Below are 15,885 nucleotides of genomic sequence, written 5' to 3'. Positions count from 1 at the left end.
GCGCTCCGCTTTTGCGGAAGCCCCCGGACGTTAATCTTTCGGGGGCTTCTCTTCGAGAGCGCCCCCGCCACCCATGTTTATTAGAACTTCAATCGAGATATCGAAATTCCGTCGAGGCCAGCATCGCTTGAACATAATCGGTCCAGGCGGCTTTGATCTCTGCGGTGTCAGTCGTGTCTTCAAGTCGAGTTTGCAGATAATTCTTCGCGAGTTGATCGTCTGCCTTGTCGGGCAGTCGACCGAAAATTTTCAGATACAAATCGTTCAGAATCGTAAACGAACCTGTTCCATGCTCTTCGAACATTTGCGAGACAAGGGCACTGGCTGTCTGACGGGGGAGATCGTTGTTCATTAAAAACAGAGCCTGAGCCGGCACGTTCGTGGGAGGACGTTTCCCAACAACCATTTCTGGATTCGCAAAATCGAACAGGTAGGCCAGTTCCGAGAGTTGGCTTCTAAGAACGGGCTGATAAATGGTTCGCTTGAGTGCTGTCACTCCCTGTTCGGTTTTGCTTTGAGCGTTGCTGTTATTGTTCACAACCAGCGTTCCAAACTGAGAAACTGTCGATTCGGCCTGTGTTTGATCGAGGGAATCCCGATAGACGAGAAACGTATCTAGAATCTCTTCGGCTGTGAGTGGTCGTCGATGCGACCGCCACAACAGGCGGTTTTCTGGGTCGAGCTTGTAAGAATCCAGGTTGTTTTCCGTGGATCGTTGATAGGCTTCCGTCATTACGATGGCCCGGACCATTTCTTTGGTCGACCAGTTGGATTCTGTGAATCGTAATGCCAGAGCATCGAGAAGTTCAGGATGACTTGGCGGGATGCCGAGGGCTCCGAAGTTATCGACAGAGCGGACAATTCCTTCGCCGAACAGATACAGCCACAGTCGATTGACATACACCCGACTCGCCAGCGGAGCGGCATCGGAAGTAATCCAGTTGGCGAACTCCAGCCGACCGCTGCCGGTCGGATTCTTCAAGCTGGCCTGTTCACCGCTGATAATCTGCAGGGTACCGCGGGAAACGACTTCTCCTTTATTGAGATGGTCGCCACGGATCATAATTTCACAATCGTCGCAGTCTTCACGATCTTTCACCGCAAACGCGAGAGGCAACGGTTTGGGAGCGTTTTTCTTCAACTCAGCCAGTTTGTCCTGCGAAGATTTGAGAGCACTCTTTGCCGCGTTGACGGCTTTCTCTAACTTGGCAAGCCGATCTGCATCAAGCGATTCCTCAGAACTTTCCCGATGCAACAGGAACTGAACCGCATCGACAATCACGTAGCCGGTGGTTCCTTCGTTGCTGATTATCACCTCAACGACATCCCCTGCGACATACTCAAATTCTCCCAGCTCAATGAACTGGCCTCGAATTGGAGCCGGTTTTGTCTGGTCGATAAAGAACGTCTGCTCCTGCTCACCATGTTTAATCGTGACAGGAACTTTTTCATCCCGTCCCGAGTTTCCTTTGTAACCGAAACGAACGTGATACTTTCCGGCTTTGCCGATCGTCATGGAAAACAGAGCCGTCTTGACGGGCGATTTTTCTTTGTTGTCGTGAATATAATCGGAACCGATGAAATCCTTGCTGTAAGTGGAGGAAGTCCAGTTGCCTGTCAGTTTCGCCTTGAGATTATCAATCGTATAGGCATCCTGGCCTTCCTGAAATTCTTTCAGGGTTTGTTCAGTCTTCTTGAGAGTTTTTTCCTCGGCTTTAAGGGCAGTCGTCAGAGTTTTTGTCTGTTCGTTATATAAGGCGAGTTGTTCACGATGCTCTTTCGTAGTCGGTAATTCTCGACGCACCCAGTCGGAAACATACTTCTGGCTTTCCCCATCAAGCACCTGAGTGCTGCGGAAGATGCCGGCTAGGGCGTAGTAGTCGGCTGTTGGGATGGGATCGAATTTGTGATCGTGACAACGGGCACAGCCCAGCGAGAGCCCGAGGAAGGCTTTACCGATGGAATCGATCTGTTCATCGACGATATCGAACTCAAGTTTCTCTTTATCCCGTTCACTCAGCATTTTCGGGCCGACCATCAGAAAGCCGGTCGCGACTAGATGATTGTATTGCTCCTGCGGATCCTTCGCGGGCATCAGGTCGCCTGCAATCTGCTCGCGAAGAAACCGATCGAATGGTTTGTCGTTATTGAATGCCTCAATCACATAATTGCGATACCGCCACGCATTATGATAAGTGGCATTGAAGTCGTTACCGTTGGAGTCGGCGTAACGAACAACATCGAGCCAGTGACGGCCCCAGTGTTCTCCGAACTGTTTGGAAGCCAGCAACTCTTCGACGGTATTCTCCCAGCGGTCAGCAGAGGGGTCATTCACGAAGTCCATAATCTGCTGGGGTGATGGAGGCAAGCCTGTTAAATCATAATACAACCTGCGAATTCTCTGTTCAGGACTGGCGATGGAATTAGGCGTGGCTCCAACTTTATCGAGTGCCTGCTGCAGAGATTGATCAATCAACTTGGTTGTCGAGAGTCCTGCAGGAGTACTTTCCGGCAGAGGCTGATAAGCCCAGAATTGACGAGCCGCCTCCCAGTCGATGCCAGCCTGTGCTTTTTTTTGTGTCGGAGCCCGAGGATCGATCGCGCCGGTATCAACCCACTGTTCGAAATCGCGAATCACATGCTCTGGCAATTTGCCAGACGGGGGCATTTCGTAGCTTTCGTATTTGAGCGATTCAATCAGCGTACTTTCCGCCGATTTGCCCGGCACAAGCGAGGGGCCGGAATCTCCACCGGCCAGCAAGCCTTCCCGACTGTCCAGCAGCAAGCCCCCTTTAACGGCACTCGCTTCGACCGAATGGCATTCGTAACAATGCTTGACGAGTACAGGCCGGATTTTTTTCTCAAAGAACTCGACTTCACTTTGCTCAGCCTGTAACAGGCTAGAACTGAGAAGTTGAGAGCTGAGAATAAATCCGAAAATTAAGCGTAAGGACTGAGTCATAAACAGGACGTTCCGTACAGGTATGCGTAGCAGGTGGGACTTCCGACAGACACTCATTGTCGTCGAAGCAGGTTGTTCAGTACGTTTTCAATGACAAGACAACATATGAAATATAACCGATCCAAGACAGACTCAAAAGCCTTTTCTGGAAGGATTCGATATCTAATCCAAATTCCTTACTCAACAGCATTTCCAGTCGAACAGGCCAGAGCACTACCCAGATCAGAGTAATCGGCATATTATGAAACACAGAAACGGATGATCGATTTCGCCCTACCAACAAAAAGCGGGATATTAACAGAAGTCTGAGGATTCATTTTTGAAATTTAACAACCGAGAAGAATTTCTGACGAACGCTGGAATTTTCGAGTTTTCCCTACTCGTGGTCGCACTTATTCTGGGCTGGGTTTGTTCGGTTCAGCCGACAGAATATGTCATATTCTCATGGAAGCCATTGATTTACGGCTTGTTGGCTGCTCTGCCTCTGTTTGTCATTTTTATGGCCATTGAACAGTTGCCGATCAGTTCCGTTCAGAAGGTTCAACAGACGGTTCTCGATGCTATGGGCCGTTTTCTGGCAGGCTGCAACCATCTCGAACTGGCCTTGCTGGCGTTGCTGGCAGGAATTGGGGAAGAAATTCTGTTTCGCGGGTTTTTAATGACGTGGATCGAGTCTTTTGCGGGGTACTACTGGGGACTGGCGATCAGCAGCCTGGCCTTCGGACTGATGCATGCCGTCACCTGGGTGTACACAATTTTTGCGACGGCAGCCGGGTTTTATTTTGGATTCGTATTCGACATTACCGGGGAACGGAACCTGCTGGCTCCCATCGCCACACATGCCTTTTACGATTACCTCGCGTTCCTCGTGATTGTATACGAAGCCCGAAAAACACAACCTGATGAACCCGATCCCAAAGAATCGGAACAGGAATCGTTCGAGTGGTAAGAAAAGAAGACGACATGTGGCGGGGGCGCTCTCGAAGAGAAGCCCCCGAATCGTAGATATGAACTTCCCCGGGGGCATCCGCTAAAGCGGAGCGCCCCCGCCACCCTCATCGTGAATAATTCTATTCAGGTCTTTCAGGCTTATAATTTCACAGGAGATGAAAACTCAAATGCGGATCGTCTTAACTTTGTTAATCGTGACTCTACTGACATTTTCCTCCGATTGGGCTCAGGCGGAGCCAGAGACTTCTTCTATTGAAACCGCTACCGCAGTCAAACTTCCTGATATCAAGGGCAAAACTGTCGAAGTTCCAGTTGGAGCTTCCGAAAAAATCACTGTGCTCTGTTTTCTGGGCACGGAATGTCCACTGGCTCGGTTGTATGGTCCTCGGCTGGAAACACTCTCTCATAATTTTGCCAAGGATGTCCGCTTTTACGCCATCAACAGCAATATTCACGATTCTCTTGAAGAATTCGCTGCCTATGCAGAGGCTTACAAACTGACATTTCCGTGTGTTAAAGATTACGAAAACAAACTCGCTGATCGAATGGGAGCCGAGCGGACTCCGGAAGTGATCGTACTCGATCAAGCAGGCAAGGTTCGGTATCAGGGACGAATCGACGATCAATATCTACCTGGCATCGTCAAGCCGGAACCGACTCGTTCGGATCTGAAGATTGCCCTCGAAGAACTTGCTGCCGGAAAAGAGGTTTCCACACCCGAGACCAAAGCGGTCGGCTGTTTGATCGGTAAAGTCTTCCCTGAGGAAATCACGACCGACATCACTTACACTAAAGAAATCGCACCGATCCTGCAAACTCATTGTGTGGAATGTCATCGGCAGGGAGAAATTGGCCCGTTTGCACTCACACAGTACGACGAAGTTGTCGGCTGGGGTGAGATGCTGCTCGAAGTGATTGATGAAGGCCGTATGCCTCCCTGGCATGCGAATCCAAAAGTTGGGGCCTTCACCAATGCCCGCCGGATGAGTGCAGAAGAAATCAACGCTCTGAAAACCTGGGTTCACGGCGGAATGCCTTACGGGAACGCCGAGGATTTACCAAAACCGACATCTTATGTGCAGGGCTGGCAATTCAAGCGGGAGCCGGATCTCGTTTTCGATATGCATCGGAAACCATTCGCCGTGCCTGAAGAAGGGATTGTCGAATATCAGTATTTTGTGGTCGATCCCAAATTCACAGAGGATACCTGGGTCACCGGCACTCAAATCGTGCCGGGCAATCGTGCGGTTGTGCATCACTGCATTGTGTTCGTCCGTCCGCCCGATGGAAAAGATTTTCGAGGACTTGGCTGGATCGCAGGATATGTTCCCGGGCAACGCTCGGTGAACATGCCCGAAGGTTATGCCCGCAAAGTTCCAGCGGGTTCGCAGTTTGTCTTTCAGATGCACTACACACCCAACGGTATCGCTCAGGAAGATATGACGAAAATGGGCCTGCTAGTCACCGATGAGAAAGATGTCACGCACGAAGTTTCGACACTTGTTGCCATCAATCACGATTTTGAAATTCCCCCGCATGCAGCCGACTACGCGGTGAATGGGGACATCACAAATATTCCAGATCGTGGCGAACTGCTGGCGATTACGCCGCACATGCATTATCGAGGCAAGTCGTTTCAGGTGACTGCCAAAGTCAACGACAGTAAAGAACTCTTGCTCGATGTTCCTGCCTACGATTTCAACTGGCAGCACGTTTATGAACTGGCCACGCCGCATCCGCTTGCCAGCATCGAAAAACTCTCATTCGTTTCAACCTTTGACAATTCAGAAGCGAACCCTTTCAATCCCAATCCGGAAGATTATGTGACCTGGGGAGATCAAAGTTCCGAAGAAATGGCGATTGCCTTTTTTGAAGTCGCCTATCCTCTGAAAGAATCTGGTGAAACCCAAAAAGCGAAACCAAAGCAGGAGCAGGCAAAAGACCCCGAGCGACAAAAGCGTGTGGATGCTTTCGTCGTCGATTTCTTCAAACGCTTCGATCAAAACGAAGACGGAGAGATCAAACGGGAAGAACTTCCGCTCTCGATGCGACGCTTCGCCTTCAAAAAATTAGATCGCGATGACGATGGTCGGCTCGACAATGAGGAAGTGAAAAAGCTCGCCGATTCGTCGGGATCGATTTGAAATCCCAAGAAATAAGAACGCCTGACGAAACTGAAATTGTTTTTTTAACCACAGAGGCACAGAGGACACGGAGAAGTCTTGAAATCCAAGGTTTATGAAGAGTTCGATTGTTTGAGCATGACAGACATTTTCCTAAAATTTCTCTGTGTCCTCTGTGCCTCTGTGCCTCTGTGGTTTTAATCTTTCTCAAAATCTGTTGAGTCATTTTCGAAGTTTGGTTTCAAACTGAAGTATTGCAAAACTCCACATACAAGTTACCTCCACTTCGTCAGGCACAGCCTGACCTACATTTTTTCAGAAATCGTCCTGCTCCATGAATCGGCTTTTTGATCGTATTTTCGGAAGCACGGTCGATGCTCCGCTGCTTGTCACGCTGTTGATCCTGCTGCTCAGCGGAGCCGCTCTGCTTGGATATTACGATCCTGATCGGGTCACCTCCCTGCTCAAGCCACGAGCGGAGATGGAAGCGGTTCCCGAGCCTGCCCCTCCACAACCCAAAGCCGAAAAACCCAAGACTGACGTTGTTGACGAGGCTCCGAAACCCAAACCGAAACCTCAACCACAAATCCCGGATGTCGATACCGTCAGCCTGACCGATTCCGATGTCATTCTGGTTGTGAAATCGAAGCAGTTTTTCACACCCGAAGGAGCAGCTGCGATTCGGGATGTTGTTTCAGCACTCGATGCCTTGCCCTATGTTCGCGACATCTTGTGGATGGACCGGGCACCCGTGCTGAATCTGTTTGGTTTTCGAGAATCCCTCTTTCCGAAAGCCCGGGCTTCACAACGGCAATTTGATGAAGCTCGCGAAGCAGCCGTCAATCATCCCCTGATTGGTGGCCAACTCCTCTCGCGTGATGGCGAAACGATCTTACTGCTCATCAAGTTCGACTGGCTGTTCGTCACGGATGATGCCGACTGCACGGAAAATCTCAAACTGACCGCAGCTCAGGCAGCTTCAAAATATCAAGACATCGATTTTGAATATATGGTGACGGGGAAGGTTCCCAGTTATCTCACGTTTATGGAATCGCAGGAGAAGAATCGTTTCAAATATCAGATGATCGGCTATGGTACCATTCTGGCGATGGCGATGATTCTGTTTCGCGGTTTCCGAGCCGTGCTGATTGTTTCGCTCGCTCCGGCAATCGGTGTCTTCTGGACTCTCGGCATTCTGCACTACTTCGATTTTCAAGACAATCCGTTTAACGACATCATCCTGCCAGTGCTACTGAGTCTGGTCGGCTTGACCGATGGTGTTCACCTGATGGTCGAAATTCGCAAGCTCCGAAGTCAGGGATGTGATGTCCGCGATGCGGCTCGAACGGGTATCTGTCGCGTGGGGCTCGCCTGCGCGCTTACTTCGATTACGACCGCGATTGGTTTTGGTTCACTTTCGCTCGCTCATCATGAAATCGTCCGTGAGTTCGGCATCTGCTGTGTGATCGGCGTGCTGCTTACATTCTTGTCGGTCGTTCTGACAATTCCTCTGCTCTGCTCAACTCGATTAGGGCGGAACATTCATAAGGGACACGAGAAAGGTTTGATCGACCGAAATCTCAATCGCATCAGTGGTTTGATCACGTTTATCCTGCATCGCTCCAAAGGTTTTGCCTGGGCGGCGATTGCCTGCACAATTCTGTTCTCTGCGATTTCACTGACATTGCGGCCCGATGAACGTCGTGCCAATGCGTTGCCGCAACATTCCGAAGCAGTGCTGGCGATCAAGCATATGGACGAGGCGTTTGGTGGACTGGAAATGTCATCTGTACGAATTAATTGGGACGACCAAATTGAGTCCGATTCGGCGGAAGTGCTGACGGTCATCATGCAGGTAGATGATCTGCTCGCTGCCGAGTCTTTGATTGGCAGTCCGATCTCGATCCGCAATTTCATCGATGTCCTGCCCGGTTCCGGCGAACCTCAGGACCGCATGCCGCTCCTGCAATTATTGCCCGCGAGTCTGAAACGGGCCTTCTATGAACCTGAAAGACAACGTGCGGAAGTGAATTTTCGGGTACAGGATTTGGGAATCGCCAGATATGGACCTGTCTTTGAACGGATTGAAGCCGGACTCGAAACAATTCAAGCCGAGCATCCTCATTTCAATTTTGACCTGACCGGTTCAGCTGTCTGGCGATGGGAAAATCTGTATCAGATTGTGATCGACCTGGCCGCCAGTCTCGGCAGCGCGACATTCATAATCTTTCTGGTGCTGGCGGTTGCTTATCGTTCATTGAGAATTGGTTTGATTTCGATTGTTCCAAATCTGTTTCCACTGGCGGTCACTGGCACGTTTCTTGTGATTTATGGCCAGTCTCTCGAAATCGCCAGCGTGTGTGCGTTTACGGTTTGCCTGGGGATAGCGGTCGACGACACAATTCATTTTCTGACACGTTATCGAGAAGAAAGCCGTAGAAAGCCTCAAAATGCTGCGATTGCCCACGCGTTCACAGAAACCGGAACCGCTCTGATCATGACCACGATCGTTCTACTCGTCGGCTTCACGACAGTCCTGTTGAGCGACATGCGCGATCAACGCATCTTCGCCGCGATGGGAGCGTTAACGATTGGCTCTGCTCTCTTTGCCGACCTGATTTTCCTGCCAGCGTTGCTTTCATATTTCATGAAGGATTCACAAGTTGAGGAATCAGATCAAAAAGAATCGCAACTGACTCCATTGTGATAGTGTGGACAATGACCTGCAACGTGATTACTTGTTATCAATTAACTGAAGTTTTGCAAAACCTCACTTATAAGCACGAAGCGCAAGCGAGTGAGTCTATTTCAAGATCAAATTGAAAACCGGACAAATAAGAACTCCTAACAAAACTGAAATTAATTTTACACCACAGAGACACAGAGGACACGGAGAAGGCTTCAAATCCAAGGCTTATGAAGAGTTCGATTGTTTGAGCATGACAGAACTTTCCGAAAATGTCTCTGTGTTCTCTGTGCCTCTGTGGTTGTAATCTTTCTCAAAATCGGTCGAGTCATTTTCGAAGTTTGGATTCAAACTGAAGTTTTGCAAAACTCCAGAATTAAATAAAATTAATGAACCGCAGATGAACGCACATATTTGACATCTGCGTTCATCTGCGGTTCCAAATAAATCACATCGAGTTGAGAAGTGCACTAACGACTGGTTACTGAAATACATACAGCACGTTTCCAACTCCGTTGATTTTTCACGAAGCTTAAAGTCCTTATGCAAAACGTCACCACAATTTCTGAAGTTCGCCAAATTCTCCATGAAGTACGACGATCAGGAAAGTCGATTGGGTGCGTCCCGACTATGGGAGCTCTGCACGAAGGGCATTTGAGTTTGATCGAAGTGGCTGTCGAGCAATCTGATTTCGTGGTGGTGACGATTTTTGTGAATCCAACACAATTTGCTCCTCATGAAGATTTGAGCAAATACCCCCGCCCGTTGGAACGGGATCTGAAATTGTGCACAGAAGCCGGGGCTTCGCTGGTTTTTCATCCCTCTGCTGAAGAGATGTACGCAAAAGATTCACAGATTTCAGTGACCGTTGGCTCATTGGCAGACTGCTGGGAAGGGGCAAGCCGTCCAGATCATTTTGATGGCGTGGCGACTGTTGTGACGAAGCTGTTTAATGTTGTTCAGCCCGATCTGGCTTTTTTCGGAGCCAAGGATTATCAGCAGCAGAGCATTATTCGAGCGATGTGTAGAGATCTCGATATTCCTGTGAAAATTGTCACCTGTCCGACGATCCGCGAAGAATCCGGGCTCGCGTTATCGAGCAGAAATGTCTACCTTTCCGATCAGGAACGGGAAATTGCGGTTCATATCTCCCAGGCACTTCTGAGAGCAAGAGAGCGATATGCCGATGCGGAATGGTCTCTGGAGCAATTGCGTAAAACATTGAGACAGGAACTAAATGAAACCGGCGGACTGGAACTCGATTACGCGACCATTGTCGACCCAACCACTCTGGAGGAAGTTCTTGAGAAGCAAAACACGATGGTTGCATTAATCGCGGCTCGTGTGGGAACAACACGACTGATTGACAATATGGAATTGTCACTCAAATCATAAATAAAAATAATAAAACCGCCAAGACGCCAAGATGGACAAGAAGGTTTTCTATAAATAATTTTGAAACCACAAAGAAACGAAGAGATCTGTAACAAAATCAGCTCAAATCCATCAGGTTGTTTTGTGATTGATTTTCATCATTCACTAATCTCTTCGTGCCTTCGTGCCTTCGTGGTAATAAAACAGGAAATTTCTTATTTCTCCTTGGCGTCTTGGCGGTTCAATAATTATATCATTAACGGATACAGAATCCGTTTGCATAGAGAGATTATCTAATGCGGCAGATATTGTTTTATGTGACACTCAATCATCCGTTTTCCATTCTGCCGAATGGAACCCAAGCGCATCCTCTGCTGCAGATTGGTGCAGGCATTCTCCTGCTGTTTGTCTTTTGCTGCTATGCGTTATGGTTCTGGAAATTCGGAATCAAACAACCTGAGGGTGAGCAGGCAAAGCCCGTTACGCTCAAGTCCACATTAATGATGCTCGCCATTCAATTGGTCGTCGTTGGCACTTTGGCGATTCTATTTGTACCGTTCCGCATCTTTCCCGTGTTTGGTTACGGCATGATGCTGCTGATCGCATTTGTCGCAGGGGCCGCCTGGGCAGGAACGCGAGCCGTCAAGGTTGGTTATTCGCGCGAACTGATCTGGGATGTTGCGATGTGCATTCTCGTTTCTGGAGTCGCGGGCTCGCGTATCTTTTATCTCGTTCAAAAACGAGATCAGGTCTTTGAGAATGTGAGTGGAATTCCAGACTTTCTCTTTCGATGTGTCAACCTGACTGATGGTGGCCTCGTATTTTACGGCGGCATGATTCTGGCCACTCTCTCCTATTTTGCATTCTGCTCATTGAGAAAAATCCGTCCGATTAATCTGGCGGATGTGGTTATTCCATCCATCTTCTTAGGACTTGGCTTTGGCCGCATTGGCTGCCTGCTCAATGGGTGTTGTTATGGGGATCGCTGCGACTTGCCCTGGGCGATCACTTTTCCGCCCGGCTCTGTGCCACACATGGCATTGGTCAATCTCGGATTTCTCAGTCCTGAATCCCTCGGCAGTTTTCCGTTGCATCCGTCGCAAATCTATAGCTCGATTGGCGGATTTCTACTCGCGTTTGTAACAGCCGTTGTCTTTCGATATCGCCGCCGGATTGGTGAAGTGCTCGCAGTCGGAGCCATCTTTTATCCGATCAATCGCTTCCTCATCGAATTCGTTCGAGGTGATGAATTTACAGTGCTCGATACCGGACTGACTCCCTCTCAAAACGTGAGTATTTTGATCGTGATTGTCGCTTTGGCTTATTTAGTCTGGCTGGAATTCTATGGGGAGGAAATCGAGCCGGACAGCTCTCCTCAGGTGATCCCCAAACGATCGAAAGCCGGTTAGGCAATTCTGAGACAATACAAGCACGAAGCGCAAGCGAGTGTGTAATTGATGTCGACACACTCGCTTGCGCTTCGTGCTTGTATTATCAGAATCCGTCATCTCAATAATACGGATTGCTTCCCTTAGCACAGAAACATATAGTGAGTTTCTGATCTTAATTGTTAGTGAATATCAATCTGTGGGAGCAAATTCGATGGTTGGACCGATGACACGCCGGGCATTACTGGGAACTTCAGCTGCGACATTGGCACTGGCTCCCTGGAAGATGAATTCTGCCTGGGCAGCCGACCAGAACAAAGACACTGAACTTCGCGAAGCCGCCCGAGCGATTCCTCTGGTCAGTGACTGCGATGTGATTGTTTGCGGTGGAGGTCCAGCCGGGATAGCAGCCGCGATTTCAGCCGCTCGAAGTGGAGCCAAAGTTCGCCTCTTCGAATGCCATGGCTGCCTGGGAGGCGTCTGGACAAGCGGAATGCTCAGCTTTGTAATCGATGCGGCTAAGCCCGGTTTGAATGCGGAGATCACCGCAAAACTGGATGCTCTCGGCGCGAAAATGACCGACTACCGTAAATCCGACGATTCGCATTACGTGTACGATGTCGAAGGGATGAAGTATCTGCTCGAAACATTGTTCGATGAATTGAAGATCGATTACGTGTATCACTCACGGGTCGTCGCTGTCGAGAAAGACAGCAGTAATCGTGTCCGGGCGATTGTGACCGAATCCAAATCAGGCCGTGAAGCCTGGGCGGCTCCAGTGTTTATCGATACTACAGGCGATGGCGATGTCGGTGCTTTGGCTGGTTGCCAGTGGCAATTTGGTGAAGATAAAACCTGCCCCTGCCAGCCGATGTCACTTATGGGAATTATCGCTGCCGATACAGCCGCGCTGGCCGAATATGATACCGCTCAAACCAGTGCCAATAAGGATCGACTCCGCGAAGAAATGCTACGGGCGGGTGTCGAACCAAGTTATGCCAAGCCGACTCTCTGGAACTTCGGGCATGGCGTGGCAGCGGTTATGATCAATCACGAATATGGCGTCGAGCCATTCGATGCGGCTCAGGTCACCCGGGCTACTGTGAATGCACGGCGAGAACTGTACCACATCACCCAAGCCCTCAAAAAGACGGGCGGAATGTGGGAAAATATTCGGCTCGTTGCGACAGCCGAGCAGATTGGCGTGCGGGATGGCCGACGGATTCAAGGGCGATATGAAGTCTCAGTGAATGATGTCATTGCAGGTATCCGACATGACGATGCAATTTGCCGATCGCATTTCTCTGTCGATGTGCATGCGGCGACTCAGGAACAGAATCGCAAAGCCGCTTATGGCTCTAAGGGAGTCAAAGCCAAGCCATTCGACATTCCATTACGAGCGTTGATAGCCGCTGAGGTCGATGGCTTATTGATGGCCGGCCGCTGTATCAGTGGCGACTTCTTCGCTCATGCCAGTTATCGCGTGACTGGCAATGCGGTCGCCATGGGAGAAGCCGCAGGCGTGGCTGCTGCACTCTCTGCCCAGAAACAGATGCTGCCTCATCAACTCCCGTGGATTGCCGTGGCGACTCAGTTGGAAACGGTGAGAAATCAGGCGGATAACAATGCATTGCTGGCAGCAAGTCGATAATAAAGAAACAAGGGTGGCGGGGGCGCTCTCGAAGAGAAGCCCCCGATGTAATACGTCCGGGGGCTTCTCTTCGAGAGCGCCCCCGCCACCCTGTCAGTTCCTAAAACTCACCAACCACATTTCCATCGGCCATCTCAGCCAGATTTTCAAAAGTCTTCGGATCGACATTTGCGGAGACGGCTCGAACTGCTCCGTCAGCCATCAGGACAAAAACGACATCATTCTGAAATGGACCACCAATTCCATCTGGGCCATTGATATAAGGCTGTTTGGTCAGACTGCGGATTGTGCTTTTGCCGCCTTGAGCCCATGGGCCGATGTCGTCATTGACCTGGGTGACCATCATTGTATTGCTGGTGCCATCGGTAATATCGCGGAAACGGGTTTCACGATCATAGCCAAAGATTCCGCAGCCTGGTTGTCCAATTTTTAGTGTGGCGGCATTCTTACCTGTGCCGGCAATTCCTGCATAGTGGATCGGGGCAAACTCTTCGAAGTTCTGGTTCTGCGCAGGATCCATATAAGTACTGATCATGAATGTGGCTGTCACTTCATTCTCACCTGCATTCCAGGCCTGATCCTTCTGTAACTGCTCGTACACAAAACCTTCTTCAATAAATGGAAGAATCGAAGCGGCCCAGCTGAGACGTTCATCCGGCTTGAGCTCGGCATTTTCCATCGTTCCACTTGGGAAATGGCCATAGGTATCGGCATAGTTGTGCATCGCCAGGCCGATTTGCCTCATGTTGTTTTTGGATTGAGCTCCTCGAGCAGCAGCGCGAGCCTGTTGTACAGCAGGCAATAACAAGGCCACACCAACCCCAGCCACACCAACGGAGCTCATTCCGCTGTTTCCACCCATCATTGGAATCCCAACCGTCGAACTGCGGGAGTAAAATTTGATGCCGTTTTCATCAGCGACTGAAACAGCCAGATTCGGGAACATGGGAGCAGTGATGGCTTCTGCAGGAGGGAAATCCTCGACATAGAAAGGCATTTCTTCATCGATTTCGAGAACATTATCCATGACTGACTGTTGCAGAATTGGTAGAAACACCATTCCCCAGTTGAGCATCATCTGATAGGTGTCCCGGGTGTTGACAGCTGTCAGCGAAGTAAATTCTTTGGGCAATTCTGCCAAAGCTGCCTGATATTCGGCATCTGGTTCCCAGGCAGGAAGCTTGCCATCCACTCGTAATTGAAATGACTTAATCGATTGCGGCATCAATCCGACAACCAGCCAGTCATCCACAACTCTTAGGGCTCCATATTGAAAGGTTTGATCTCCGTCTCCGGTAATATCAAAGACAATCAAATCTTTTCCATCCTGCTCGATTCGATAAGGATAAACAGGAAGTTCGAGATACTCTCCATTCTCTTCGGCCTTTTCGAGTCGAGCCATTTGAGCATCGATAAAGGATTCGATTCCCTCAGGATTTTTGAGTTTGACACAAAACGTAATCCCTGTGCCGAAGACACCTCCATTGGCATCGTCATAGATACAGGCAACGTTTCCAAGATGATCGAGCAGGTCGGCTTTGGGATCGAAGCCCAGCATCTGTGGAAGAGATTCAATAATTTGATTGACCTGCTCTTCACCATCCGGTCCCATCAGGCCAGAATTGTTTTTCGCCAGACTAACCAGCTGATCGTGCAGGGCAGCAGGATCGCATTGAAAGACATTGAACCAGTTTGGCTTCGATGGTAACGGCGGCAAATCTTTCAGGGTGAGCATTGGCCCATCCTGCTGGCCTAGACCGACAATCGAGGTTTCTGTCCATTGAGATTCCCCACGATATCCCCCCCGGTTGATGACTGAATCGAGCTTATCCAATCCGGCAATTTCCAAGACTTCGGCAATCGTCAACTGTTGTGGAATCGGCAGCGTGATACCGCCATACTTGTTTTGCAGGGCCTGCCAATCGAGCCAGGATAATCCTGTCTGTTCGAAATCTGTTTCTGCTTTCAGAACAGCTTGCAGTCGTTCATTCTGGCTGATGTTGGGGGCGTCTCCAGAAATGCAGGCCATGGTCGAGTTCACCACATCGGGGCCGACCACCACAACCATGCTCTCGCCTTCTTTCCACATTCCAACTTCGATGCCGGGAGAGTCGGGGATGATGAAGCTGGCAATCTGACGACGGCCCACTGTCTGCATTTCGACATCGATATCTTTCTCGGCCAGCATTTCCTGTAGCAAATTCACAGCATCCGACGTCCAGGCACCACCCTCATTGAAGATAAATCGTACCGAGGGGATCAATTGATCCTGCTCTTCTGCCAGAGAAGCAGAGAGGATAAAGCCATGATTAATCAAATCATCTAGAGCCGCCTTGATGCCTTCTGCTTTGCCAGTGTTATCTCGAGCAATCGCGAAATCGACGACCTTCTGAAATAAGTCAGCCAGGCCGGAGTCGACAAAAGCTGCATACTCTGCGGTTTCTTTGTATGCCTCGGCATTCTCGGTAGTGCCCTCGAATTCTGCATACAGAAACGTACCTTGAGGCATCATCTGCTCGGCAGTTGCATCCTGCCAGACAAGCCCACTGGCCACATTCCAGCTCACCGCAAAGACGATGGCGATCAGCCCGATAGTAACAGTACGAAAGACCCAGCGATTTTGCTTCGTTTTCATTCGGAAGACTCCCGATTTATTAGCTGATTGACGAGCGGTAATTTTTATTTCGATTAACTCTGGCGAACGCAGATTGCCCGAAACTGGACGAATGTAGCTTAACATCCACGCATTC

General features: G+C 49.7%; 8 protein-coding genes. 6 read left to right on the top strand and 2 right to left on the bottom strand.

Annotated features, from left to right (window positions below):
- Nucleotides 1-88: 88 nt before the first annotated feature.
- On the bottom strand, nt 89-2,962 hold the full coding sequence (locus tag Pan54_RS21020) for a DUF1549 domain-containing protein (RefSeq protein ID WP_165441896.1): 2,874 nt from the start codon (nt 2,960-2,962) through the stop codon (nt 89-91).
- A 319-nt stretch (nt 2,963-3,281) separates the two neighbouring features.
- On the opposite strand from Pan54_RS21020, the gene Pan54_RS21015 reads away from it, so the two are divergent.
- The 6 genes from Pan54_RS21015 (at nt 3,282) to Pan54_RS20990 (ending at nt 13,135) form a co-directional block, all read left to right on the top strand.
- Nucleotides 3,282-3,911 carry a CPBP family intramembrane glutamic endopeptidase gene (locus Pan54_RS21015; RefSeq protein ID WP_146505365.1) on the top strand — a complete coding sequence of 210 codons (630 nt, stop codon included), beginning with the start codon at nt 3,282-3,284 and terminating at the stop codon, nt 3,909-3,911.
- 157 nt (nt 3,912-4,068) lie between these two features.
- Nucleotides 4,069-6,057, top strand: a complete 1,989-nt coding sequence (locus tag Pan54_RS21010) for a redoxin domain-containing protein (protein ID WP_146505364.1) — start codon at nt 4,069-4,071, stop codon at nt 6,055-6,057.
- 313 nt (nt 6,058-6,370) lie between these two features.
- Nucleotides 6,371-8,743, top strand: a complete 2,373-nt coding sequence (locus Pan54_RS21005; RefSeq protein ID WP_146505362.1) for an efflux RND transporter permease subunit — start codon at nt 6,371-6,373, stop codon at nt 8,741-8,743.
- Between the two features lie 522 nt (nt 8,744-9,265).
- Nucleotides 9,266-10,117, top strand: a complete 852-nt coding sequence (gene panC / locus Pan54_RS21000; RefSeq protein ID WP_146505361.1) for a pantoate--beta-alanine ligase — start codon at nt 9,266-9,268, stop codon at nt 10,115-10,117.
- A 275-nt stretch (nt 10,118-10,392) separates the two neighbouring features.
- Entirely contained in the window at nt 10,393-11,505 is a 1,113-nt protein-coding gene (locus Pan54_RS20995) for a prolipoprotein diacylglyceryl transferase (RefSeq protein ID WP_146505359.1), read from the top strand.
- Nucleotides 11,506-11,698: 193 nt separating this feature from the next.
- The gene (locus Pan54_RS20990) at nt 11,699-13,135 is read left to right on the top strand and encodes an FAD-dependent oxidoreductase (RefSeq protein ID WP_146505357.1); all 1,437 of its coding nucleotides are present in this window, start codon (nt 11,699-11,701) and stop codon (nt 13,133-13,135) included.
- A gap of 100 nt (nt 13,136-13,235) precedes the next feature.
- Here Pan54_RS20990 and Pan54_RS20985 read toward each other — a convergent pair whose 3' ends face one another.
- Nucleotides 13,236-15,770: a DUF1559 domain-containing protein gene (locus Pan54_RS20985; protein ID WP_165441895.1), complete on the bottom strand. Its 2,535-nt coding sequence runs from the start codon at nt 15,768-15,770 to the stop codon at nt 13,236-13,238.
- Between the last annotated feature and the right edge of the window lie 115 nt (nt 15,771-15,885).

Source organism: Rubinisphaera italica, from assembly GCF_007859715.1.
GTDB classification, from domain to species: domain Bacteria; phylum Planctomycetota; class Planctomycetia; order Planctomycetales; family Planctomycetaceae; genus Rubinisphaera; species Rubinisphaera italica.
Note: the sequence above shows the minus strand (reverse complement) of the source record. Positions and strands in the feature narration are given on the sequence as shown.

Excerpts from the sequence above, each read along its gene's own strand:
- Pan54_RS21020 (WP_165441896.1), bottom strand. The coding sequence starts at position 2,962 with ATGACTCAGTCCTTACGCTTAATTTTCGGATTTATTCTCAGCTCTCAA.
- Pan54_RS21010 (WP_146505364.1), top strand. The coding sequence starts at position 4,069 with ATGAAAACTCAAATGCGGATCGTCTTAACTTTGTTAATCGTGACTCTA.
- Pan54_RS21005 (WP_146505362.1), top strand. The coding sequence starts at position 6,371 with ATGAATCGGCTTTTTGATCGTATTTTCGGAAGCACGGTCGATGCTCCG.
- panC (WP_146505361.1), top strand. The coding sequence starts at position 9,266 with ATGCAAAACGTCACCACAATTTCTGAAGTTCGCCAAATTCTCCATGAA.
- Pan54_RS20995 (WP_146505359.1), top strand. The coding sequence starts at position 10,393 with ATGCGGCAGATATTGTTTTATGTGACACTCAATCATCCGTTTTCCATT.
- Pan54_RS20990 (WP_146505357.1), top strand. The coding sequence starts at position 11,699 with ATGGTTGGACCGATGACACGCCGGGCATTACTGGGAACTTCAGCTGCG.
- Pan54_RS20985 (WP_165441895.1), bottom strand. The coding sequence starts at position 15,770 with ATGAAAACGAAGCAAAATCGCTGGGTCTTTCGTACTGTTACTATCGGG.